Here is a 24,464-nt window from a genome sequence, read left to right as displayed (position 1 = left end):
AATGAATAATGCAGTCATTATTGGTGTTGATGCCGGGACTTCAATGATCAAAGCCGTGGCCTTTGATCATCAAGGGACTGTATTGGCTACCGCCAGTCACCCCAATCCATATGTTTCCCATGCAAATGGTCATGTAGAGCAGGATATGCTTGAAACCTGGCAGGTCACCGCTGATGTGATTTCATCACTGGTGGAGGGTAATCCTGAGATTCGTGACCGCGTTATTGGCTTGGGCATCACTGCTCAGGGAGACGGTACATGGCTGGTGGATCGTGATGGCGTACCGGTTGGGCCAGCTTTGCTATGGTTGGATAGCCGGGCTTCAGAGATAGCGCAGGCGATCAGTGAGGGCCCAGATTACGATACCTTGTTTTCACTCACTGGCACAGGAGTCAATGCCTGCCAGCAAAGCTGTCAGTTACGTTGGCTGCAACAGCATGAGCCGGAGAGAGTCGCGTTAGCAGCGAGTGCATTTCACGCCAAAGACTGGCTGTACTACTGCTTGACGGGGGTGAGGGCGGCAGACCCATCTGAGGCAGTATTCACTTTTGGTAATTTCCGCACCCGAAATTACGAACAGGAAGTCCTCCGAATCCTTAAGCTCGAATCGTTACAACACTTGTTACCACCCATTGTTGATGGATTAGAAGACGCTTACCCACTTACTCAGGATGCCGCTAAGCGTTGCGGCCTTCCCATGGGGATACCCGTAACGCTGGGCTACGTTGATGTGATGTGCACGGCACTCGGTGGGGGATTGTACGATGGACACTGTACTCAAAGCGGCTGTTCCATTGTCGGAACAACGGGGATGCACATTAGGCTTTTGCCGGATGCGAAGGCTGTCCGGCTATCCGAAGAGAAAACTGGCTATATCATGTGCTTTCCCGAAAAGGGCATGCTCGCGCAAATGCAATCTAACATGTCTGCCACGCTCAATATCGATTGGATACTCGATATGGTCATTACGGTTTGTAACGATCTTGGCGTGACACTAGACAGGCAGGCTCTTCTGAAACTCATAGATGATCATCCGCCTGCCAACGCGGAGTGCGTTTTATTTCATCCGTACATATCTAATGCTGGTGAACGCGGGCCTTTTCTTGATCCAAAAGCGCGTGCCAGTTTTTCCGGATTAGATATTCATCATAGCTATTATCACCTCTTTCTCGCTGTGCTTGAGGGGTTGGCATTTGCCACTTGGGATTGTTATCGCGCAATGGGAGATTTACCCAATGAAGTGCGTATTACTGGTGGTGCTGCTCATTCTCAACGCTTCATTTCCTTGCTTGCATCGGTGCTGAACCGCCCAATACGAAGAATCGACCAACAAGAAGCCGGGGCTGCGGGTGTCGCCATGATGGTTGCGGTAAAAGTGGGGCTGTATAACGACATGGCATCTGCCGCTGAGTCATGGGTCAAACCGCGGCTTTTATCGTCAGTACAGCCAGACGCCAGCCTCGTGCACGTTTATCAATCGAAGCGAGACCTTTATCTGCAAACCCGAACATATTTCTCCCCTGTTTGGGCCGCCTTTGGCCATCAAAAAAGGAGTCCGTCATGAAAACAGAAGTAGCAGTTATCGGCGATCTGTTTATGCAGCCTAAGTATTTTATCGATGCGTTGGAGAAAGCCTGCCCAAACCAACTCTGCTATAAAACGCTGCAGCTAGATTGGCCGGAAACGCCAATGGAGCATGGCTATCAAACCCCCGCACTTGAAGGTCTGAAGGAGTACTTAGGGGATCCCGATGACATTGTCAGTTTTATTGGCGACGCCAGCATACTGGTGAATCATCTCGCCCCTCTTTCTCGTGCAATGTTTGAACGCTTACCAAACTTAAAGCTGGTTGCGGTTTCACGCGGTGGGCCGGTCAATATCGATATGAAGGCAGCTAAAGCTAACGGCGTTACTGTCGTTAATGCGCCGGGACGAAATGCAACCGCGGTGGCTGAATTTACGATAGGTGCCATTTTATCTGAAACCCGAAACATCACCCGTGGCCATGATGCATTAAGGCATGGAAAGTGGCGTGGCGATCTCTATCGTGCGGATACCACGGGGAACGAGCTGTGCGATATGACGGTTGGTCTTGTCGGTTATGGTGAGATTGGCTCGCTCGTCACCGCACTTCTTCGCCCTTTTAAATGCCGGATAATCGTTTGCGACCCTTATAAAACCCTGAGTGAGGAAGACATCAAGGCTGGTGTTGAACAAGTGGAATTTGATTCGCTCCTGAATCAATCGGATGTGGTATCACTTCATGCAAGGGTGACCGAGGAAACCACCGGACTGTTTGACTACAAGGCGTTCGAGAAAATGAAAGACGGGGCGACGTTTATTAACACCGCGCGCGGCCCGATGGTTGACTATCCCGCACTGACTCGGGCGCTTCAGCGAGGAAAGCTCAGGGGAGCGATGTTGGAAACCTTTGGTGTTGAGCCTATCCCTGTCGACGATCCATTGCTGGCTATGCCGAGTGTGACACTAACCCCTCATATTGCCGGTGCCTCTATTCGAACTATTTACAATGCAGCCAATGCTGCTGCTGAGGAAATACAGCGTTATCTCGTTGGGGAGCCTCCAATCAACCCCTGTTGATTAATTCGTTCACTCCAAAATTCACATAACCCTGAAAGGAAACAAGCCATGACCATGACGCAGCAAGAGTATGCCTTGAGGCAGGAGATCATCGCACAATGCCTATTTATGAATCAAAGCGGATTAAATCAAGGTACGTCTGGCAACATCTCCGCGCGATATGAAGAAAGTATGATCATTACGCCTTCGGGTGTTCCTTACCACAAGATGGAACCGGAAATGCTGGCAAAAATGCCGATCAATCATGATTACGGTAGTTGGGAGGGGCCAATGAAACCCTCAACAGAGTGGCGTTTCCATCTTGATATTCTAACGGCACGTAGTGATACACATGCTGTTGTTCATGCCCACCCAACCTATTGCACGGCGATTGCCATTGCCCGAAAAGACTTGCCGGCCGTTCACTATATGATTGCAGCATTTGGGGGCTCAGTTGTTCGTTGCGCAGACTTTGCACGTTTTGGTACGGAGGAGCTTTCGCAAAATGCCCTCACTGCGTTGAAAAACAGAACGGCCTGTCTGTTAGCGAATCACGGCATGATTGCGATCGGTGAAACGCTGGATAAAGCCATGTGGCGAGCGGTAGAGCTAGAAACCTTGGCCCGCCAATATTTTAATACTTTATTGATGGGAGATGCGGTGGTGCTCAGTGATGAAGAAATTGCTGGCACCATTGCCGCTTTTGGCAGCTATGGCCCCAAAGATGATGCCTAAGGCATAAATAACAAACACTGTGTGCAGCAGGTAAAGCCGATGAAAGATGAGCATAACTGCACTGTCGATCTCTTTGTTATAGGTGGTGGAATTAATGGTGTTGGTATTGCAAGAGATGCGGCAGGTAGAGGATTAGACGTTATCCTGTGTGAGAAAGAGGATCTGGCTGAAGGAACGAGCTCCCGTTCTGGAAAACTGATACATGGAGGCTTACGTTACCTTGAGTATTTCGAATTCCGCCTTGTTAGTGAGGCGCTGAAAGAGCGTGACGTTTTGTTGCGCTCTGCCCCTCACATCATATGGCCATTGCGGTTCGTGCTCCTACTTGGGGAAGGCAAGCGACCGAGTTGGTTTATTCGTCTGGGTCTGTTTTTGTATGATCACATTGGGGGAAATCAAACGCTACCAAATACCACAACGCGAAAGCTTTCTCCTTTAAAGGAAGGGCTGAAACGTCAATTTAAAACAGCATATGAATATTCTGACTGTTGGGTAGATGACTCGCGCTTGGTGATTTTGAGTGCCATGGATGCCTATGAAAAAGGAGCCAAAATATTACCCCGAACCCGCTGTGATGAGGTGACACGAAGTGCTGGTGGGTACTGGCGGGTTGTAACGACAGATCAGCAGGGGCGACAAACCATTTTTCGGTCTCGAGCTGTCGTGAACGCTGCGGGTCCTTGGATTAATGATGTCAATGAAAGAGTGCTGAAGTTCGCCAGCAAACGAAGGGTACGCTTGGTGAAGGGCAGTCATCTTGTGGCTAAAAAGTTCTGGCAGGGCGATCATGCTTATCTGCTGCAAAATCCGGATAAACGAGTCATTTTCGTTAATCCCTATCTCGACGATCTTTGTCTGATCGGGACGACGGACGTTAGTTATGCGGGCAATCCAGAAGATGTTGCGATTGACGCACACGAAACAAAGTACCTGTTAGAAACACTGTCGCGCTATTTTGACGATCCTCCCTGTGAGAGTGACATCCTGCATGCATTCTCCGGCGTTCGCCCGTTGTTTGACGACGACAGTAACAACCCTAGTGCTGTAACTCGCGACTATGAATTAGAGTTAGATAGTGTGTCTGGTATGACCCCGCTGCTAAATATCTATGGCGGCAAAATCACCACATTTAGAGAGCTTTCGCAACATGCGATGGAGAAGCTCAAACCCTTTTTCCCAGCGATGAAACCCAATTGGACAGTTAACGCCACACTGCCAGGGGGTGATATGGGGAGAGATGTTGGTGTTTTTATCAAAAAGGTTGAAAAGGCGTATCCCTGGTTACCTTGTTCGCTTGTTCATCATTACGTCCGGCTTTATGGGACACGGTTGTTTGTACTTTTAGAAGGGGCACAGGCCACGGCTGATTTGGGGGAACATTTTGGTGGACTTCTCTATGCCAGAGAGGCCGAATATCTTATTCGACATGAGTGGGCACTTACATCGGAAGATATTTTAGAGCGTCGTACTAAACATGGTTTATTTCTAACGAATGAGCAAAAACAAAAGTTTGCACAGTGGGTTTTAGTTAAACAACCAAGTTTGCCGGCAAGCAATGACTCAGCGATGTCATGCTAAGGCCCCATTAACGGCCTTACGCACTGCTATAAAAGAGGGAAAAGGCGAGAACAACAAGATAGTGATAAACGCTCACAGTTTATCCTGAAAGATGGGTGGCTTTTCACCCATTTCTCTTTGATCACCTCTCACTACCTTTAATCAACTGTTAATCCTATCGCGTTGTAGCTCACCTTTTACGGTGAATAGGCTAGTTGGTTAAGGGAATATGACACGCATGCGAAGCGCATGCTGAATACATGGAGTGAGAGGAAACGATATGAAGATGTTTTGCAGAGTGCTGTTGTCAGTAGCACTTTTTACTGGCCTTTCTGCATGGGTACATGCTGCGCCAGAAACCATCAAATTTTCACATGTGGTGGCTGAAAATACGCCCAAAGGACAGATGGCACTGAAATTCCGGGATTTGGTGGCTGAGCGGATCGGCGATAAATATGTTGTAGAAGTCTATCCAAACTCCCAGTTGTTTGGCGACGGAAAAGAAATGGAGGCTCTGCTGCTGGGGGACATTCAGTTTATTGCTCCGTCATTATCCAAATTTTCGAAATACACCAAGCAGTTACAAATTTATGATCTGCCGTTTTTGTTTAAAGATATGGCGGCGGTGGATCGTTTCCAACGTAGCGAAGCAGGACAGGCGTTACTGAACTCGGTGAACAGCAAAGGTTTGGTCGGATTGGGTTACCTTCACAATGGGTTAAAGCAGCTTTCCGCGAACGACCCTTTACGCGTGCCGAGTGACGCTGATGGTAAGAAGTTCCGCATCATGAGCTCTGACGTACTTGCAGCCCAGTTTGAAGCCGTTGATGCCGTTCCTTTGAAAAAGCCGTTCTCAGAAGTATTCACGCTTCTGCAAACTCGCGCGATTGATGGACAGGAAAACACCTGGTCAAACATCTACTCCAAAAAATTCTTTGAAGTTCAGCCTTATATCACGGAGTCAAACCACGGTGTTCTGGATTATATGGTGACAACATCGACCGAGTTCTGGATGCAATTGCCAGACGAGGATCGCCAAGTGCTGGCAAAGGCACTGGAAGAAGCTGTCGCGCATGGCAACCAGATTGCGAATGAAAAAGCGATGAAAGATCGCCAGAACATCATCGAATCAGGCCGCAGTGAAATCATTACCCTCACCGATGATCAGCGAGCGAAATGGGTGGAAGTGATGAAACCTGTTTGGGTTGAATTCCAAGAACAAATCGGCCCCGAGCTTATTGAAGCTGCAGTGGCATCCAATCAGTAATACAAAAAGCCCGGTGTTCTACCGGGCTTTTTCATGGAGTTTGAAATGATTCGGTTATTACACCGCTTTGAAGAGGCAGGGATTGGTCTCTTACTGGTGGCAATGACACTGCTTGTGTTTATGGAAGTGATTCTGCGCTTCTTCTTCAATGAAGGGTTGCTTTGGGCGCAGGAGCTTACCCTGTATCTCTCCGCTTGGATGGTGCTGATGGGCGCGTCTTGGGGACTGAGAGAAGGTGCGCATATCGGTGTGGATGCGGCGATTAAACACCTATCTCCTTCACGACAGAAGGTCGTTACCCTTATCGCCTTGGCATTGTGTCTTGTCTATTGTGGCTTGTTTCTCTACGGATCTTGGATTTACCTCAGCAAAATGAAAATGATTGGCATCGAAATGGAAGACATGCCCATTGAAAAATGGAAAGCCATGACATGCCTTATCCTCGGGTTTGGCTTGCTTGCTCTTCGTGTCTGCACCATTGCTTATGAGGTCGTGAAAGGCTCCCGTAAAGGCTTCGGATTCATTGATGAAGCTGAAGAAAGTATGCACCTGGCAGAGGAAATTGTGCAGGAGAGCAGTGAAGAAACGGACAGTGCGAACAAGGAGCGAAACCAATGACAATTGCAGTATTATTTGGCTTGCTTTTCTTGTGCATGTTTATGGGTATGCCCATCGCGATAGCGTTAGGTTTATCGAGTGTGGCAACCATACTGATGTTCTCCAATGACTCGTTGGCGTCTATTTCGCTCAAACTGTTTGAGGCGACCAGTGAACACTACACACTCCTTGCTATCCCGTTTTTTATTCTCTCTTCAGCCTTTCTTTCAACGGGCGGCGTGGCAAGACGTCTTATCAACTTTGCTATTGATTCTGTTGGCCACATTAAAGGTGGGTTGGCGATGGCGTCTGTCATGGCCTGTATGCTGTTTGCCGCTGTTTCGGGAAGCTCACCGGCGACCGTTGCCGCAATAGGCTCGATAGTCATCGTCGGGATGGTAAAGGCGGGGTATCCCAAAGCGTTTGCTGCGGGAGTGATTGCCAATGCGGGAACTTTGGGTATTTTGATCCCGCCGTCAATCGTGATGCTGGTTTACGCCGCTGCCACAGAAGTGTCAGCGTCGCGTATGTTTATGGCAGGCTTTATTCCGGGCCTCATGATGGGCGGTATTTTGATGCTGGCGATTTACATCGTTGCCAGAATCAAAGGTTTGCCGTCCCAGCCGTTTCCCGGTGTGAGGGCATTAGCATTTTCCGGTGCTCGGGCATTGGGCGGGCTGATGCTTATCATCATTGTGCTTGGTTCAATCTATGGTGGTGTGGCAAGCCCGACAGAGGCTGCCTCGGTTGCGGCTGTTTATGCGTGGCTGGTGAGTGTGTGGGGCTATAGAGACATTGGCCCTTTAAAACACGTGGCATGGCGTAAAGAGGGCGAAAATACAATTGCCATGTTTGTTCGTAACATGCTTTTGCTCCCCGTAGTGATGGTGCGTTCTTTCATGGATAAAGAAGTGAACCATGTCGTCAAAGATGCCGCGAAAGTCAGTATTATGCTGCTGTTTATCATCGCAAATGCCATGCTTTTCGCACATGTTCTTACCACTGAACGTATACCACATACCATTGCTGAAACGATTGTTGCGTGGGGGCTTCCTGCATGGGGCTTTTTGATCGTCGTAAACATATTGTTGCTCATAGCAGGGAACTTCATGGAGCCGTCGGCGATCCTTCTGATCATGGCGCCAATCTTGTTTCCTATTGCGGTGCAACTGGGTATTGATCCGATCCATCTCGGGATCATCATGGTAGTGAACATGGAGATTGGCATGCTGACACCACCCGTGGGACTCAATCTCTTTGTGACTGCGGGGATTACCGGAGAAAGCATGGGCTGGGCGATAAAGGCCGCATTGCCGTGGTTGGGGCTGCTGTTGATCTTCTTAATATTGATCACCTACATCCCACAAATATCGTTGTTTCTACCTGACTACATCGACTCCCTCAGAGGATACAAGTCATAAATACAGGGTAAACGTTACTCATACAAAGAGGGCGTCGATGACGCCCTCTATTTACTTGAAGCCTGCTGTTAAGCCAGCTTAGTGATGATGCGTTGAAGCATCTCGACGCGTGGCTCGATAGAATCAAGTTCCAGATATTCAGCGTCACTGTGGAAACCTGCACCGATAGGGCCCAGACCGTCCAGCGTCGGAATGCCAAGAATCGCAGTCAAGTTCGCATCAGAACCACCACCAACGGCTTGCCAGGTGATGTTCATACCCAACTCCGTGCCTGTTTCTTCGATCATTGCCATCAGCGATTCTGTTTTCTCGCTAGGTGTCATTGAAGGTTTGTACGCTTCGCGATCAACAATTACAGACACACCATCAATGAATGCATTTTCTGCCATTTCACGGATTTTTCTGTCAACAGCGGCGTATTCATCATTGTCCCAGAAACGTACATCAACCACAGCGGTTGCTAGCTCTGGAACGATGTTTGCACCGTCACCACCACTGACAACGCCCACGTTTAGTGTGGTGCCAGTGTCGAAGTTAGTCATTTCGTTAATAGCCACAATCCAATGCGCCATTTCCGAAATTGCGCTACGACCATTTTGCGGTTCGTTACCTGCGTGCGCAGCTTTCCCATTAAAGGTCATTTTGTAGCGAGCATTACCTTTACGCGCTTTAACCAAAGAGCCGTCTGCACGGGCTGCTTCACAAACCAACACATGGTGCGCATCTTCTGCCACTGATTTCAGCCACTCGCCAGAATGCAGAGAACCGATCTCTTCATCTGGGTTCATGCAAACACAGATAGACATTTTGTCCAGTACGGCCGCATCCAGTGTGCGTAGTGCATAAACAATGTTCAACAGACCAGATTTCATGTCTGACACACCCGGACCAAATGCACGGTTACCGTCAACGCTCATCGGGCGTTTAGCCGCGGTACCTACCGGGAATACGGTATCCATGTGGCCAATCAACATCAGGTCGATAACATCGCTTTCTGGCTTGTTGCGGATTTCGAGGCCGGGGCCAGCAATACCGCAATCAACACGTTTGATGTTCCAGCCACCCATGTCTTCGTATTTTGCAGCCATGATGTCTGCAATGACTTCAATACCTTCAACGGTCAGCGTGCCACAGTCTACGTTCACCAGAGGGCGAAGTTCTTCAAGGTAAGCGTCTAATGAAAAGCTCATAATTACTCCAGAATTCCATTTGGAAAGCTGCGCTGAAAGCGTGTCTTTCAGCGCAAAAATCAGGGGGGGTTACACCAGAATATTCATCACAAACATTGCGCCGAAGGCGTTGATCACAGAGATCAGGATCATGATTGGGATGTAACGACCTTCGGTACCGATTGGACCCAAGATACGACCTAGGTACTGAACCTGAGAACCCATCAAGTAGATAGCAGGCGCCAGAATAGCGATGTGCTCGCCGTTCAGGATACCTTGGTCAAATAGAGTGATAACAACACCTACTGCACCACCCATCGACATCCATGCGCCAATCAGTACAGCAGCGGCTTCACCAGGTAGTCCGAAAATCGCCATGATCGGCGAGAAAAGAGTGCCCATCATGTCTAGCGCACCGGTAATTTGTAGCGCTTTGATGATCACAAATGCCATCAGAACGTTTGGTACGGTCGACATGGTGGCGATGTTCCAGCCTTTTTTCGCACCTTCGACGAAGATATCCGTCACCATCGGCTTTTTAGCTGTCGTCATTATGCTTTCTCCTCAGTCAGCGATGCGTTGTTGGCTTTGTCTTCTTTGCCTTCCGTGATGTTCAGGTAAACACGGAACAGGTTTGCGCCGACAAATTTGAAGATAAACATAACGCCGACGGCCAGGCCGATTGATGATGTAACAGCCATCGAGCCGTCAACCAGTGTCAGGGTGAACAGTACCGCGCCTGACGAGAAGAAGTTAACGATGGTGGCGCCAGCAGAGAACTGGAACATGGTAAAGATGTCAGCTTCACGCTTGGTGAGTTGCCCCTCATCTTTGAGCTGGCGAGTCATCGCTGCACCCGCATCCGTACTTTGCAAAGAAGCAATCAGGGCCAAACCTGTGTTACCAGGAACGTTCATCAGTGGGCGCAGAAGAGGTGTTAAAAGTTTGCGCGCGGCTTCAAGTGCACCGTAGTGCTCCAGAACATTAATCATACCAAGAGCAAACATTACGGTTGGGATCAGGGTCAGGGCGAACATGAAACCGTCACGAGCACCGCTACCGCCTTTACCACGCATTGATGTTGCGGCAGTTTGAATACCGTCAGCAGTTTCATTTACAGAGTAAACGACGCTACCGAACGAGCCATTTAGCGTGGTGAAATCGAAAATGCCATACCATTGATTAGATTGGAGAAGGCCAGAAAAGAATACGACTGCAAATGCCAGCGCAATATAGGCGCCGATAGTGACTTTGCGGTCTGAGTTTGCCGGTTGCGACATATTGTTCCCTCAAACAAAGATAAAATTGAACGAATCGATTGTGCTTCAGACTGGAAAACGGAAATTGACAGGGGTCAATATGGGCTACATAAAACCACCGCAATGCGATGAATTGCATGAAAATGAGATCTTGATCGTCATTGGTGGCTATTGGTAACGAAGTCATTTGTTATGAAAAGTGATGAGCACTGAAATGTGGCTTATGAAAAGTGAATAATTTGGTGTGATATTTGTGCAACAGCGGTAGGTTGCGGGTGGGTTCAAAGTAGGGTTTGGCGGAGAAGCGTAGATAGGGCGTATATAGAACGCCCTATCTCAATAAGAAATTATGCGTTTTGAATTTGTGCATTGGCACATTTTGGCACAGTCGTCATAGACCCTGTTGGTTTGCATGGGTTCACAAACCACCCCATATAAGAAGTCACAATTGTCACTAAAATACAGACGAAGCTCAGCCACATAAACGGCGCATAAGACAAGGTTGCGACACCCAGAATACTTGCCATATAAATACCGTTGTCGCTCCAAGGCACCATACCCGATGTTAGCGTCCCGCCGAACTCTGCATTGCGAGAGAGGTTCTTGCGTTTGAACCCTAAACGGTCATAGTTTTTCGCGCAAATTTTTGGCGTCAGGATCAGTGAAACATACATCGCTGAACCAAATACGTTCCCCAAGAATGCTGTCGCGATGGTCGATGTCGCCAGACTACCTGCTGAGTTAACTTTACGTTCAAAAATCTTCGCAATGGTTTCAAGAACACCCACTTTATCCAACAGTCCGCCGAAACCGAGACCGAAAACGATAACCGCCACTGAACCTAGCATCGACTCCATACCACCACGATTAAGGATGGCGTCGATAAAGCTGACACCTGACGTAATTGAATAGGGTGCCCAAGCGGTATTAATGGCATCCAGCGGGTTCATGCCTTGAACCACGATCGCCCATACAATACCCAGTACTGAACCGAGAGAAATCACGGGGAAAGATGGTAAACGCAGGGCCAACAGTACGAGCACGATAGCAACGGGAATAAAGGAGAAGGGTGTAATAATGAATTGCTTGTCCATTGCGGCAATCACATCAGACACCTGAGCCATATCGACATTGCCAGTGTAGTGAAGACCAAATGCAGTAAACATCAGCGCTGTGATGATGTAGCTAATCAATGCGATTGGCAGCATGCCTTTGATGTGTTCGACAATCTCAACACCAGACATCGAAAAAGCAAGGATCACAGAGTCAGACAATGGCGACATTTTGTCCCCGAAATAGCAGCCTGACAGCACGGCACCAGCGGTGACAGGCGCAGGCACCCCTAAGCCTTGTCCAATCCCCATCATTGCGATACCGGCAGTACCTGCCGCCCCCCAAGACGTGCCAGTAGCCAGCGCAGTCAGTGAACAAATAATCATGGTAGCGGCGAGGAATATGGATGGATGAATGGCTTTTAAACCGTAATAAATGATGGTTGGAACGATACCGCCCGCAATCTATGTTCCGACGAGGGAACCCACGGCTAACAGGATAAGCACTGCACCTAAGCCATTTGAAATACCCTGGGTCGCAGCGTGCTCAAGGTCTTTATATCGATGACCGAGCCGAATGCCTAAACCAATAACCACGAACCAGCCAATGTATAAAGCCAACTGGATAGGAAGATTTAACTTCGCTGTAAACGAAAATGCCAGTAACAGGAACAGACCAAGCGCAGCGAAAACTTGGAAAAGGGAAGGTAGTCGCGCCGAGTGTTGTTGCATATCTCAAACCTTTCTTAAGAGTAAGGCCCTTTTGGCTCCTGCCGAAATGTACCGAAACAACCTCAGGCTGCAGGTTTGGTGGGCTTTCATTACTACCTTCCTGGCGGCGGACGCATACTTTAGCGAAATACTGTCTGCAGGGGTAACAAGTATTTACATTTCTCCGCGTTGACGGTGTGAAGTGTTTGTTTTTGAGGGTTTGTGTGATCGAGTGGTTTTGTTAATTGTTAGCGCTGTTCGTTGGGGTGGGTTTGTTTCTATAATGTATGAGGATGTGTAAATGGACGGCGATTAATGCTATCAATTTGGCTTAATGTGGCGCTTGTAACTGTGAATTTTCCATGGGGTAGTTATATATATGATTGTTGGCATTATATTCTTAACTGCGGATATAAATGCAATCAATTCATATTGTTACCATCGAGAGTGTTTGCATCTTGTTCCTTCTGGCTGTGTTGTTGAAAAAACACGCCACTTTGCTGTGAGTTTTAACGTTTAGCTGCAAAAAGATTCAGTTTTTGCTTGTTATTTGTGTCGTTAATTTTCAAGATAGGTACAGAAGATTAAACAAGGAGTGTGAGTACTAATGAAAAGAGTAGGTTTAGTAGGCTGGCGAGGTATGGTTGGCTCCGTACTGATGCAGCGCATGGTAGAAGAGCGTGACTTTGATGTTATTGAGCCCGTTTTCTATAGCACCTCTCAAGTAGGTATCCCTGCACCAAACTATGGTAAAGATGCAGGTCTTCTGCAAAATGCGTTTGATATTGAAAGCCTGAAAACGCTAGACATTATCGTCACCTGCCAAGGCGGCAGTTATACCGATGAAGTGTATCCAAAGCTGTTAGCCGCAGGCTGGAAGGGTTTCTGGATCGATGCCGCTTCGTCTTTACGTATGAAAGACGATTCTATCATCACGTTGGACCCAGTTAACTTTAAACAAATTCAAGAAGGCATTCACCAAGGCACGAAAGCCTATGTGGGTGGTAACTGCACCGTTAGCTTGATGCTGATGGCGGTGGGTGGATTGTACCAAGCAGGTCTGGTTGAGTGGATGACATCTCAAACTTATCAGGCAGCTTCGGGTGCAGGTGCGAAAAACATGCGGGAGCTTATCAGCCAAATGGGCGTGATAAATGACTCCGTAAGCATGGATCTGGCGAACCCTTCAACGTCTATTCTCGATATTGACCGTAAAGTGGCAGAGACTCAACGTTCGGCAAATTTCCCAACGTCTGAATTTGGCGCACCCTTGGCAGGTTCATTGATCCCATGGATTGATGTGAAACGCGAAAACGGCCAGAGCAAAGAAGAATGGAAAGGCACGGTAGAAACCAACAAGATTTTGGGTCTCCAAGACAGCCCAATTCCAATTGATGGTACTTGTGTCCGTATCGGTGCGATGCGTTGTCACAGCCAGGCATTGACGCTGAAGCTGAAGAAAAACGTTCCATTGGACGAAATCGAAAGCATCATCGCTGCGCACAATGATTGGGTAAAAGTGATCCCGAACGAGCGTGACATGACCGTTCAGGAATTGTCTCCTGCAAAAGTCACTGGCACATTGTCTATTCCTGTGGGTCGTTTACGCAAAATGGCGATGGGCGACGATTACCTCAACGCGTTTACTGTCGGCGACCAGTTGTTGTGGGGTGCAGCAGAGCCATTGCGTCGTACGCTCCGCATTATCCTGTCTGAAGTTGCTTAAGTAAAACTTCGACACTGAAGAACCGCTGCTCGTGCAGCGGTTTTTTTATCCTTACCACTGCTGTTGGTGCCACAAAACCGCAGGCAAAAAAATACCCCGCCGAGGCGAGGTATTTTTCTATTCTAAGGCAATAGCCAGAAATTACGCTGCCAGATTTTGTGCAACGAATTCCCAGTTAACCAGTGCCCAGAACGCGTTCATGTAGTCTGGACGCAGGTTGCGGAAATCGATGTAGTACGCGTGTTCCCACAGGTCAACAGTCAGCAGTGGCGTTACGCCTTCTTCAGTAAGAGGTGTACCCGCGTTTGACGTGTTAACGATATCCAGAGAACCGTCAGCTTTTTTCACCAACCAAGTCCAAGAAGAACCGAAGTTGTTGATTGCTGAATCAGTGAATTTTGCTTTGAATTCTTCAAAAGAACCGAAAGATTTCGCGATAGCGTCTGCAACGTCACCCGTAGGCTCGCCGCCGCCATTTGGGCTCAGGCAGTGCCAGTAAAACGTGTGGTTCCAGATTTGAGCAGCGTTGTTAAATACACCGCCGGTAGAAGTCTTGATGATCTCTTCCAGAGATTTGCTTTCAAGCTCAGTACCTTCGATCAGGCCATTCAGCTTAACCACGTAAGTGTTGTGGTGTTTGCCGTAGTGGTATTCCAGAGTCTCTTGAGAGATATGTGGCTCTAGAGCATTTTTTTCGTAAGGAAGAGCTGGTAGTTGAAATGCCATTACTCGATTCTCCATGATAGACGGGGTCTCCCCCTGACTTTATTGCTTCCTGTAGATTTGTCTTACACTTTAAGAGTGCTTACCTGTAGGCTGACGTATCTACTTATAGGCTAACTGCGGAATAGTTTAGCAAGTTTTTACTTTATTAAAAGAAGAATTTTAAAAAAATGGAGGGAATTTGCCCCTACAAACTTTAGGCGTTTTTTTCCGAGCATTTCCCAGTTAGAATCGATGTAATCATCACGCTTTGTGTTCGAGGAAGTAATGGAAACTATTGATAAAATTAAACAGCAGATCGAAGAAAACGCAATTCTGCTATACATGAAAGGTTCGCCTAAGCTACCTAGCTGTGGCTTCTCGTCTCAGGCTAGCCAGGCTCTGATGACGTGTGGTGAGAAATTCGCATACGTAGATATCTTACAAAACCCAGATATCCGCGCTGAGCTGCCAATCTACGCGCAATGGCCGACTTTCCCACAGTTGTGGATTGATGGTGAGTTGATCGGTGGTTGTGACATTATTCTGGAAATGTTCCAGAAAGGTGAACTTCAGCCAATGATCAAAGAAGCAGCAGCACGCCGTGATGCTGCAGAAAACGAATAAGTTTTCGAGTGAGATGAAAAAAGCCGCTGATGTCAGCGGCTTTTTTGTATCTTGCTGTTTTAGCTACGGGTACTGACTTATAGCGTCATTGCAGCCAACCAACCGAATGCAATAAGCGGCAGGTTGTAGTGGATAAAGGTCGGCACGACCGTATCCCAAATGTGTTCGTGCTGGCCGTCACTATTCAAACCAGATGTTGGCCCCAGCGTTGAATCCGAGGCTGGAGAGCCAGCATCACCCAATGCTGCGGCGGTGCCAACCAGAGCAATGGTTGCCATTGGCGAAAAGCCAAACGCTAGTGCCAGTGGAACATAGATGGTTGCGATGATTGGAATTGTCGAGAATGATGAACCAATGCCCATGGTGACCAACAGACCAACAACCAACATTAACAGTGCCGCAAGTGGCTTATTGTCGCCAATGCTTGATGATAGTGAGGCAACCAGTGTTTCCACACCGCCTGTGGCTTTCATCACTGCCGCAAAGCCTGCCGCAGAAATCATAATAAAGCCGATCATCGCCATCATGTGTACGCCGCGTGTGAATACATCGTGGGAGTCTTTCCACTTGATGACACCGCCAAACGTAAACACCATAAAACCAGCCAATGCGCCGACTATCATGGAGCCGGTGTAAAGCTGTGCGCCGAGAGTGACAATAATGGCAATCACTGCCACCCAGATGTTCCAAGGTTTGAATTCTGCTTTCTCAGGCTCAGCGGCTAGGATCAGTTCTTCCGAATATTCACGGGGTTTACGGTAGCTGATAAAGACAGCCATCAGGACACCAAACAACATGCCCGCGGCTGGCAATAGCATTGCATGCGGGACTTGGCTTGCGACCACATCCAAACCATTGTCGTGCAGGTTTTTTAAAAGAATATTGTTAAGGAAGATGCCGCCAAAGCCAATCGGTAACACCATGTAGGGTGTAATCAAACCAAATGTCAGAACACATGCAACCAGACGGCGGTCCATCTTGAGTTTTGCAAATACATGCAAAAGAGGTGGAATAACAATAGGGATAAAAGCAATGTGCACAGGGATGGCATTTTGTGAAGAAATCGCCAGCAAACCCAACACAACGAGCACAGAGTATTTGAGTGCAGCAGACCCTTTTGCACTGTCTCGGCCATTAAGTTTACGAATTACTGATTGGGCAAGCAGATCTGTGATGCCCGAGCGATTGATAGCGACGGCAAAGGTGCCTAGCATGGCATAGCTCAACGCGATGGTCGCACCACCGCCTAAACCACCTTCGAACGCTGAAATGGTATCGGGCAAACTCATGCCACTCACAATACCGCCAAGAATGGCACTAAAGGTCAACGCGACAACGACATTAACTCGTAATAGAGCTAACAACAGCATCACACAGACGGAAACGACTACTGGATTCATTACTTCTTATCCCTACAAAACTCGCCCAATCCCGGCGAAAAAACGTCCTAAAAAGATTGATGTCACAAAAAAACACAGTTTGCGCGTTTTTTTTACATTGTCGAGAGGAAATTAACGGAAAGAGAAAAAAAGAAGAAGGCCTACGCAAATAGGCCTTTGAAGCAGGGATTGGGCGGGCTACAGCCTTTTATTGGGAGGTAGAAAGAATCGCGCTATTACCAACTTCAAGTGTTTTTCCGTCACCAGCAATGAAAGAGGCAATTTGATCTAGCATTTCTTTATTGGTATTGGCACTTGGCGATGTATCAAGCAACGAAGAGTGTCCTCCTTCAGTAAACAACAATGCACTTTTGACCGTTTGGCCGGAAACTGACGCTGTCGTGGCATTTAAACCCAAAGGCTCGATAAGCGGCAATGTGCCTCCTGAGGGGGAATAAATCTCGAAAACCGTTGAACTTGGTTTAATAGGGGTTTTCTCTTTGAGCGCATTCGGAATGGTTTCATCACCAGCCACAGAAGACATGTAGACGGGAATGTCGCTGCCGATTGAGCCTGCGTGATTGATGGGGTCTACCGAATCTAACACAATCTGAGCGGCAACAGCGTATTGTCCAAATGCGTCATAAGCGGGCTGTAACGCTGCATCTAGTGAGTTCGTTTGAAATACCGAGAAACAGGTTTTTAAATCATTAGACAGCCCATTTTGCTGACAAAAGCCTGCAAATGTTTGATTTGCACTGGCTAACAAGCTTCCTTTTACGAAATCGCCAAAGAACCCTGAGTTGAGCAGCAAATAAGGAATGCCCGCCCCTGGGTTAGCAAGTGCCACAGCATTGATGTTGAAAAGAAAAGTATCTGCAGTTGGGTTATTCACCGAACGGTTTGCAACATTCCCAACATCAACACCAGTGATTGCGCCAAGAGAGTGGCCAACAAAAGCGACGCCTTTATCAGGGTCTAGATTGCCAAGCGGTGCAGCAAGTGTCCCGCCTTGTTTTAGCAGTGCAAGAATACGCCCGATGGATGCACGCAGGTTGATGACGTCAATCGCACTTTGTCTCAGGTTGTCACGTGCAACAGGCAGTGCAGCGAGGTTGAGATAAACAGCGGCACTTCCTGTCGTCGCGCTCAATTGTTCGGATATGGCTCGCTCACCGTGAAGAGGGTGATCAATGGCGAAAATAGCTACGCAGTTATCACCGATAAGGCCATCAGCACCCATTCCGCCATTATCAGTAAGTACCTCTTTTTTCGATGTAATGCCGTGCTGAAAGATAACTGTTCGCATCTTGGCACCGTTGGCACAGTTAGCTGATTTAGGGATGACCAGCATCACGGGTACATCTTCTACAGAACGCAGCATAGGCACAGGGCTGTAGCGGGTTACAAGACGCTCGGCATCAAGCTGACTGCCGTCAGCTTTGGTTAGGGTTGCGCCGACAAGTTTTGGCAGCACGTCAGCCTGTGTTTGAGGATCAGTCGCAACAGTCGCTAACTGCGCCTGCGAAATACCCAGTGCAGTTAATTGGCCTAAGACTGCCGCTTTGTCGGCATCGGAGCCGTTTGAAACGATGTTCGTGATGGCCGCCAAGCTTGGCATGCCACTTTTCCACGGAGTCGATGAGAAAGTGCCAGCTTCTTTGCTTAAGAAGTAGGGCAGTTTTACCGAAAGGGCAATAACTGTGTTGCCTGCGTTCGTTTGGGTAGGCGCAACAGCCTGAGCGGTGATAGAAAAAAGGGCACTAAGATCGGCGTCTGTTACAGAGCTATCAATGGCTGACCCTTTCCAAACTGATGATGCACCTTGATCGATTGCAAACGCGGTGGCTTGTTTTGCACCGTAGAGGACATCACCTGCTGATGCCGTGGTAAACCAAGTCGAGAAGATAATGTCTTCAGCAGCAACACCCGCTTTCTCAAACTCTGCTTCAACTGTACGAGTGATAGCTTGTGCGGGCTTCAGCGCATCACTGGGTGGAGCCGCTTTGTCTTTTAACACCGCATATGAGCGTGTCATACCAACGCTTGCCCCTGTGACATCTTTTAGGTCATTGGTAATGGCAAACATGTATTCTGCGGCTGGATTGAGTGGCTTTTTCAGGGAGACCGTCAGCGTTTTTCCACTCGCACTCACGGTGTAGTCTTGGTTCTCTTTGAGTAACGTGGGGCTTACATTGGTGCTCGACGATGCCGTTGGGTTGATACTTGCCATCAAACGAAAGCCTTGGCTCGCTGTCGACGGGTCGAGATCGTTGCCGGTAAATGACACGCTGATGGGTGATTGCGTTCCCCAACCGTCGGTTTTTCCCGTCGCAACCAGAGGGTCGGAAATATCTGTCGAATAAGCACTGCTTCCTACTGTTCCTTCGGAAGCCAGCGTGCCGTCATGTGCATCTGCAGCAATAAAACTCGGGGTGACGACCACGGTTTTTTTCGCCAACAGATCGAAGTTAACTTTGGTTGGTGCGTTAAGGCTGTCAGTAATTCCGGGGTCTAAAGTTGAATCACCTGAAATACTGGAATCATTACATGCCGACAAAAGCGCGGCTGAAACCATCATGGCTAAAATTTTCGTTTTCATAAAACGCCTCATGAACTGCTCATCAATGAAAAATTAAAAGGTGTAGTTAGCCTGCATGGCATAAATCAGGGCGTTTCCTGAACTGTCGAATATTTCTCCGTCTTCTGTGAACGTGCCAGATTTACTGTCGATGAGAGTGAACCCTGCATCAAAGGAAAGATCACTGCTGTACTGATAGGTGGCACCAATGGAGTACCAATAGCGGTCGGTATCTGGAATGCTCAGTGTGGCTTTACCTGCTTGTTCATCGAAGGCAAATCCTGCTCTGACAGTCCAGTCATCATTGAGATTGTGCGTTACGCCAACAGACCAGCGTAAGGCGTTTTCGTAGTGTTCTTCTTTTAGGAAACAAACGCCTGCGCCATCTGATGAGTTGCATCGAGTGTTGGTCGCTCGAAGCTCTTTAAATTGACTCCACTCTGTCCACAATACGCTGTAGTGGACGGCCCAGGCAGGGGCAACTTGATGGAAACCAGAGAATTCAAACGTGGCGGGAAGGACTGCTTCAAGCTTCCCTGTCAATGTTGTGCCCGGCGGTAACCCCGCGGCAATACCTGTGTGATCGGTGAAGTCTCCGTCAAAGTCGAGCGTAACTTCTGAGCGGTAGGCAAATCCAAATCGGTTATTAGGATCAAGCGCATAGAGCGCACCAATATTCCAGCCAAAACCAAAGGTGTCACCTTCCATGGTGATGAGTTTATCTGACGCGTTTCCGCCAATCGCCAAGGCCAACAAGCCTTTATGACGGTTCAGCTCTGCTATGCCGTATACGGCACTGAGACCGACACCTAAGCTCCAATGTTCATTAGCTTGCCAAGCAATACTGGGATTGAAGGTGACACTCACCAAAGAGGTATCCCCTGCGGAGCGACCCTGATTAAAATCATCGGGATAGCCTGTTGCTACACCGTAACCCGTAAAAAGAGCGACACCCCAAGAGAACTGTTCATTGATAGGGGATATATAATACGAGGCAGGCACGATAGCATAAGGTGCAACGTCTTTTACTGACTGCTCCCTTGATGGCCCTGTGTGTGAAACGTCCACATTTGGGTCAACAAAGCTGATAACGCCGGATGTCGTGGCACGTTTAAACAATGTCCCTGCTGCTGGGTTACGAGCCAGCACAGACGCGTTGTCAGCGACGGCGGCCTCACCCGCAAAGGCGCGGCCTAACCCACTGGCAGAGTGTTCTGATACTTGATAGCCCGCACTCCATGCAAGAGATGATGTACAAGCTACCGTGATTGCAATTGCCGTCTTTAAATATTTGTGTGACATACAGCCTCTCTGTCCGTTAGAGATGTCCGTTGAGGTACGGGTGTAACCTTTTGTTTTAATGTGTTTTAAAGATGAGACGCAGGAGGGGAGGTATAGTTTTCCAGCTGGTCGGATCTTTTCGCTGAGTAATATGGCACGCAATTTTGGAATGTTAAATAGCTGTTAAATTGATGGATTTGATGGGATTTCACGTTGGAATGGAGTGCGGAAAAGAAAACTGTTGTTTGAAGTTATTACTCTAAATAGTAAATGCACTTATTGATTGTATTGTTATTAGTGAGTTATCTGATTACGTTAGTATTTGTAGATATAAACAGGTGTTTGAAAATGGAGTGTCAGCTTGCTGTTGCTATTGGTCACGGGTTTATTGGGAAAATGTCGATTCTGTGATAGAAATAAAAAAGCCGACTGCAAAGAGTCGACTTTTTCCTGTTTATGAAACAAGTGATTAGAATGTGTAGTTTGCACTAATTGAATAGATATATGCGTCGCCACCCGCTTCAAATGTAAATGCGGTACCACTCTCTGTCTCGGTTCCAGAAACTGAATCACCGTTGAGGTAAGCGAAGCCACCGTCAATGGTCAGTTTGTCAGATGCTTGGTATGTTGCCCCTAGGGTGTACCAGTTTCGTTCGGTATCTGGAATACTCAGTGTACGGTGAGAGTCAGGTACAGGACTCTCATCAACAGCAATACCAGCACGAAGTGTCCAAGCGTTGTTCAGGTAGTGCGTTGCACCGATAGCATAGCGCCAACTGTCGTCCCACTTTTCATCTTTTTGAAGACAGACGCCAGCACCAGCGGTTGCACTTGTGCATGATGTACTGGTTGCTTTCAGCTCTTGGAACGAGCTCCAGCCGATACGCATTGCACTGTAGTGAATTGCCCATTTTGGCGCGACTTTATGGTAACCAGAAAACTCGAAGATATCGGGAAGGTTCAACTCAAGCTCACCAGGAACCGTTCCCCCAGTAAGTACACTCTGTGCATTGGATGTGCCTCGATAGTCGCCATCCAAAGTAATATCGGTTTCTGAGCGATAAGACAGACCTAAGCGGTTATTCTCATTGATCTCCCAAAGAACCCCCGCGTTCCAGCCAAAGCCCCAACCGTCGCCTTTCAAGTTAGTGACTTCATCAGTAGGAGACGTTATGCCTAGTGCGGCAAGTTGGGTTTTACTTGAGCCATACACAGCAGCGCCGGCGTTACGGACGAGAGATGCATCTGCGTAAATTGCATTGAGGCCGAACCCTAAGCTCCACTGAGGCGTTATTTTGTAAGCGTAGTTGACGTTAAAATCGATGGTCGTCAACTCCGTTTGTCCTGCAATGGGGCCTGCAACTGAATCCGAAGGGTATTCGGTTGCGAGACCAAAATTAGAAAAAACAGACAACCCAAACGCAGATTTTTCGTCAATTGGCCTAACGTAGTGAACATTAGGAACGACAGCATCAGGTGCAACGCCGCTGTGCTCAGAAGACGTGTTTGGGAAAAGAGAAGGAGAGTTTCCACCCACACTGTTAACTTTCGCGTTCACATCTGGCTGAATAAAGGAGATGCCGCCAGAAAGCTGGGCTGAATCAAACATGGTCATGGCGGCTGGGTTACGGACAGCGACGGCTGCATTGTCTGCAATAGCCGCTTCGCCTGCGAATGCGCGGCCTAGGCCACTGGCGGAATGCTCGCTAATTTGGAATCCGGCACCGTGTGCTTGGAAAGTTGCCAAAGCAATCGCTACGGATAGTAAGGTACGGTTGGTTACACGTTTCATCAATCTTGCCTCCCTGTCACTGCCTTTGTGTTACCCGCTGCTGCATAGCCTTGTATCAATTGCGCTATAACGGTTCAGATTTAAGAGTATATTCGGCTTTTTGATGAATGTGACGGATTTGTTATCAATAGTTTGCGCGAGATCTACAATGGTAAGACCACTAAATAATGGTGTTTTCATACCATCGTTTGAAACATGTGTTTAACTTTTGATATTCTCAGGCGGGATCCCCTGTTTTAATTGGTTTCCCGCCTGATTTTTCTAAGAAGAAGCGTAGTTAGTTATCCGTACTTTGTTCGGATTCATTTTCTGCTGAAATGACTGGCCAACCACCCAATTTTTTCCATTTGTTAACGATCTCACAAAATAACTCAGCTGTTCGCTCAGTGTCGTAAAGTGCAGAGTGAGCTTCGCGATTGTCAAATGCGATTCCCGCAGTCTGGCAAGCTTTCGCCAAAACGGTTTGTCCTAATGCCAACCCGCTTAGTGCGGCGGTATCGAACGTGGCAAATGGGTGGAATGGGTTACGTTTCAGGCTTGCACGTTCTGAAGCGGCCATAACAAAGCTGTGGTCAAAGTTAGCGTTGTGCGCAACCATGATGGAGCGTTGACAACCTTGCGCCTTTTGCTCTTTACGGATCAGCTTAAAAATCTCTTTAAGTGCATGCTCTTCACTGACTGCACCACGCAAAGGGCTGAATGGTTCCTTGATGCCATTAAACTCTAAGGCCTCTTGAACCAGGTTCGCACCCTCAAATGGCATGACGTGAAAATGCAGGGTTTTGTCTGGAGAAATCCAACCTTCTTCATCCATCTTTAAAGTGATGGCACAAATCTCAAGTAATGCATCCGTTTTGGCATTGAAACCTGCGGTTTCAACGTCGACAACTATTGGGAAATAGCCACGAAATCGCGCTTTTAAGGTGTTTAGGTTGGTTTCTTGGGTCATATTTGAGCAACTCATTAAAATCAGGCGTGCATTATGTCAGAAGCCGCAGCCTTTTTCATTTTCTTGTTGGGTGGATGATGATTACAATTACCACTAAAGAAGTCGTTGTTACGACCGATAAATCTAGTAACCCCGTTTGACTAAAGACACAGGAGCCAGCCCAGATTATGAAAAGCGCGATCCGTCATACGCTTCTTCCTCTGTGCATTGCAGCAGCACTTACTCCTATGTCTGTGAATGCGAGCAAGTATTACGGTGCTAAGCCAACGGAATCAGTATGGCAGGTGAAAGTTGATACGCCGATAGAGTGCCGAGTTGAACATGTGATCCCCAACTTTGGTTCGGCGACATTTACCTCCCGAGCGAGCAAAAAAATCAATTTGGATTTTGAATTGGAAATGCGTCGCCCGATGGGACAGACCGAAAACGTGTTTTTGCTTTCCAAGCCGCCAGTTTGGACGCCGGGCGAGCCCGCGGAATACATTGATCGTCTGAAATTTTATAAACAGTTTGATGGATACGTCGATGGTCAGACGGCTTGGAGTATGTTGGCTGAACTAGAGTCTGGCCGATTGCCAACATTCAGTTTTCGAGAGTGGCAAAGCCGAGGGAAGCGCGTAGAAGTTGCGTTATCGCCCGTCGCTTTCCAGTCATCATATAATGAGTTCAGTAGTTGTTTGGCTCGACTGTTGCCTTATTCATTTGAAGACATTGCGTTTACGACGCTGCATTACGACGAAAATGGTGACGAGTTGAATAAACAATCCATGGCGAAACTTGCACAGATCGCTGAGTTTGTTCGTTACAGTCCAGATATCGACTTGGTGCTTATGGCGACCTATACGGATGCGCGTGGTGCAAAAGCGGCCAACCAGCGGATGTCAGAAAAACGTGCGCAAAAATTGGAAGACTATTTCATGTCTCTTGGTCTGCCAAAAAATCGTATTCAGGTTGAAGCATACGGTGAGCGCCGTCCTATCGCCGTCAACGAAACGCCTATTGGACGAAACAAGAACCGACGCGTGGTGATCTCTCTCGGACGAACGATTATATAATGGCGACGTGTATTGCATAAAAAG

Annotated in this window: 19 protein-coding genes and 1 pseudogene; 10 read left to right on the top strand and 10 right to left on the bottom strand. The window is 47.9% G+C overall.

Translation table 11 applies throughout. The annotated features are described in order from the left end of the window. Position 1: 1 nt before the first annotated feature. The 7 genes from B5D35_RS06775 to B5D35_RS06745 all read left to right on the top strand — a co-directional run bounded on the left by B5D35_RS06775 (position 2) and on the right by B5D35_RS06745 (position 8,157). The gene (locus tag B5D35_RS06775; protein WP_170915138.1) at positions 2 to 1,564 is read left to right on the top strand and encodes an FGGY-family carbohydrate kinase; all 1,563 of its coding nucleotides are present in this window, start codon (positions 2 to 4) and stop codon (positions 1,562 to 1,564) included. Then, positions 1,561 to 2,601, top strand: a complete 1,041-nt coding sequence (locus tag B5D35_RS06770) for a 2-hydroxyacid dehydrogenase (protein WP_078751834.1) — start codon at positions 1,561 to 1,563, stop codon at positions 2,599 to 2,601. Before B5D35_RS06775 ends, B5D35_RS06770 begins: the two co-directional genes overlap by 4 nt. Before the next feature lie 48 nt (positions 2,602 to 2,649). Next, positions 2,650 to 3,315, top strand: a complete 666-nt coding sequence (locus B5D35_RS06765; protein WP_244556516.1) for a class II aldolase/adducin family protein — start codon at positions 2,650 to 2,652, stop codon at positions 3,313 to 3,315. 39 nt (positions 3,316 to 3,354) lie between these two features. Further along, entirely contained in the window at positions 3,355 to 4,893 is a 1,539-nt protein-coding gene (locus B5D35_RS06760) for a glycerol-3-phosphate dehydrogenase (RefSeq protein WP_078751833.1), read from the top strand. 259 nt (positions 4,894 to 5,152) lie between these two features. Further along, on the top strand, positions 5,153 to 6,139 hold the full coding sequence (locus tag B5D35_RS06755) for a TRAP transporter substrate-binding protein (RefSeq protein ID WP_078751832.1): 987 nt from the start codon (positions 5,153 to 5,155) through the stop codon (positions 6,137 to 6,139). A 45-nt stretch (positions 6,140 to 6,184) separates the two neighbouring features. Next, entirely contained in the window at positions 6,185 to 6,757 is a 573-nt protein-coding gene (locus B5D35_RS06750) for a TRAP transporter small permease (protein WP_078751831.1), read from the top strand. Then, positions 6,754 to 8,157 carry a TRAP transporter large permease gene (locus tag B5D35_RS06745; protein ID WP_078751830.1) on the top strand — a complete coding sequence of 468 codons (1,404 nt, stop codon included), beginning with the start codon at positions 6,754 to 6,756 and terminating at the stop codon, positions 8,155 to 8,157. Before B5D35_RS06750 ends, B5D35_RS06745 begins: the two co-directional genes overlap by 4 nt. A gap of 68 nt (positions 8,158 to 8,225) precedes the next feature. Here B5D35_RS06745 and B5D35_RS06740 read toward each other — a convergent pair whose 3' ends face one another. The 4 genes and pseudogenes from B5D35_RS06740 to nhaC all read right to left on the bottom strand — a co-directional run bounded on the left by B5D35_RS06740 (position 8,226) and on the right by nhaC (position 12,369). Next, complete coding sequence (locus B5D35_RS06740) at positions 8,226 to 9,347, bottom strand: M20 family metallopeptidase (protein WP_078751829.1); 1,122 nt, start codon at positions 9,345 to 9,347, stop codon at positions 8,226 to 8,228. 69 nt (positions 9,348 to 9,416) lie between these two features. Further along, positions 9,417 to 9,878: a YjiG family protein gene (locus B5D35_RS06735; RefSeq protein WP_078751828.1), complete on the bottom strand. Its 462-nt coding sequence runs from the start codon at positions 9,876 to 9,878 to the stop codon at positions 9,417 to 9,419. Beyond that, positions 9,878 to 10,606 carry a nucleoside recognition domain-containing protein gene (locus B5D35_RS06730; protein ID WP_078751827.1) on the bottom strand — a complete coding sequence of 243 codons (729 nt, stop codon included), beginning with the start codon at positions 10,604 to 10,606 and terminating at the stop codon, positions 9,878 to 9,880. Before B5D35_RS06730 ends, B5D35_RS06735 begins: the two co-directional genes overlap by 1 nt. 326 nt (positions 10,607 to 10,932) lie before the next feature. Continuing rightward, positions 10,933 to 12,369 (bottom strand): annotated as a pseudogene (gene nhaC, locus B5D35_RS06725) (Na+/H+ antiporter NhaC). A 586-nt stretch (positions 12,370 to 12,955) separates the two neighbouring features. Here nhaC and asd point away from each other — a divergent pair. Further along, positions 12,956 to 14,074, top strand: coding sequence for an aspartate-semialdehyde dehydrogenase (asd, locus tag B5D35_RS06720; protein WP_078751826.1), 1,119 nt, complete (start codon positions 12,956 to 12,958; stop codon positions 14,072 to 14,074). A gap of 141 nt (positions 14,075 to 14,215) precedes the next feature. Here asd and sodB read toward each other — a convergent pair whose 3' ends face one another. Beyond that, positions 14,216 to 14,800 carry a superoxide dismutase [Fe] gene (gene sodB / locus B5D35_RS06715; RefSeq protein WP_078751825.1) on the bottom strand — a complete coding sequence of 195 codons (585 nt, stop codon included), beginning with the start codon at positions 14,798 to 14,800 and terminating at the stop codon, positions 14,216 to 14,218. A gap of 264 nt (positions 14,801 to 15,064) precedes the next feature. On the opposite strand from sodB, the gene B5D35_RS06710 reads away from it, so the two are divergent. Then, a complete protein-coding gene (locus B5D35_RS06710) occupies positions 15,065 to 15,403 on the top strand; it encodes a Grx4 family monothiol glutaredoxin (protein WP_078751824.1) in 339 nt (112 codons plus the stop codon). Positions 15,404 to 15,480: 77 nt separating this feature from the next. Here B5D35_RS06710 and B5D35_RS06705 read toward each other — a convergent pair whose 3' ends face one another. From B5D35_RS06705 to rnt, 5 genes are all read right to left on the bottom strand, one after another. Further along, positions 15,481 to 16,803 carry a Na+/H+ antiporter family protein gene (locus B5D35_RS06705; RefSeq protein ID WP_078751823.1) on the bottom strand — a complete coding sequence of 441 codons (1,323 nt, stop codon included), beginning with the start codon at positions 16,801 to 16,803 and terminating at the stop codon, positions 15,481 to 15,483. A 187-nt stretch (positions 16,804 to 16,990) separates the two neighbouring features. Continuing rightward, positions 16,991 to 19,384 carry a VolA/Pla-1 family phospholipase gene (locus tag B5D35_RS06700; RefSeq protein ID WP_078751822.1) on the bottom strand — a complete coding sequence of 798 codons (2,394 nt, stop codon included), beginning with the start codon at positions 19,382 to 19,384 and terminating at the stop codon, positions 16,991 to 16,993. A 33-nt stretch (positions 19,385 to 19,417) separates the two neighbouring features. Next, on the bottom strand, positions 19,418 to 20,665 hold the full coding sequence (locus B5D35_RS06695; RefSeq protein ID WP_078751821.1) for an outer membrane protein transport protein: 1,248 nt from the start codon (positions 20,663 to 20,665) through the stop codon (positions 19,418 to 19,420). 448 nt (positions 20,666 to 21,113) lie between these two features. After that, the gene (locus tag B5D35_RS06690) at positions 21,114 to 22,436 is read right to left on the bottom strand and encodes an outer membrane protein transport protein (protein ID WP_078751820.1); all 1,323 of its coding nucleotides are present in this window, start codon (positions 22,434 to 22,436) and stop codon (positions 21,114 to 21,116) included. 277 nt (positions 22,437 to 22,713) lie between these two features. Further along, the gene (gene rnt / locus B5D35_RS06685) at positions 22,714 to 23,385 is read right to left on the bottom strand and encodes a ribonuclease T (RefSeq protein ID WP_078751819.1); all 672 of its coding nucleotides are present in this window, start codon (positions 23,383 to 23,385) and stop codon (positions 22,714 to 22,716) included. A 227-nt stretch (positions 23,386 to 23,612) separates the two neighbouring features. Here rnt and motY point away from each other — a divergent pair, with 227 nt between their 5' ends. After that, positions 23,613 to 24,440 (top strand): flagellar protein MotY, encoded by an 828-nt coding sequence (gene motY / locus B5D35_RS06680; RefSeq protein ID WP_244556522.1) that lies wholly within the window; start codon positions 23,613 to 23,615, stop codon positions 24,438 to 24,440. Positions 24,441 to 24,464 lie beyond the last annotated feature (24 nt).

The organism is Enterovibrio nigricans DSM 22720 (assembly GCF_900167155.1).
Classification (GTDB): domain Bacteria; phylum Pseudomonadota; class Gammaproteobacteria; order Enterobacterales; family Vibrionaceae; genus Enterovibrio; species Enterovibrio nigricans.
Note: the sequence above shows the minus strand (reverse complement) of the source record. Positions and strands in the feature narration are given on the sequence as shown.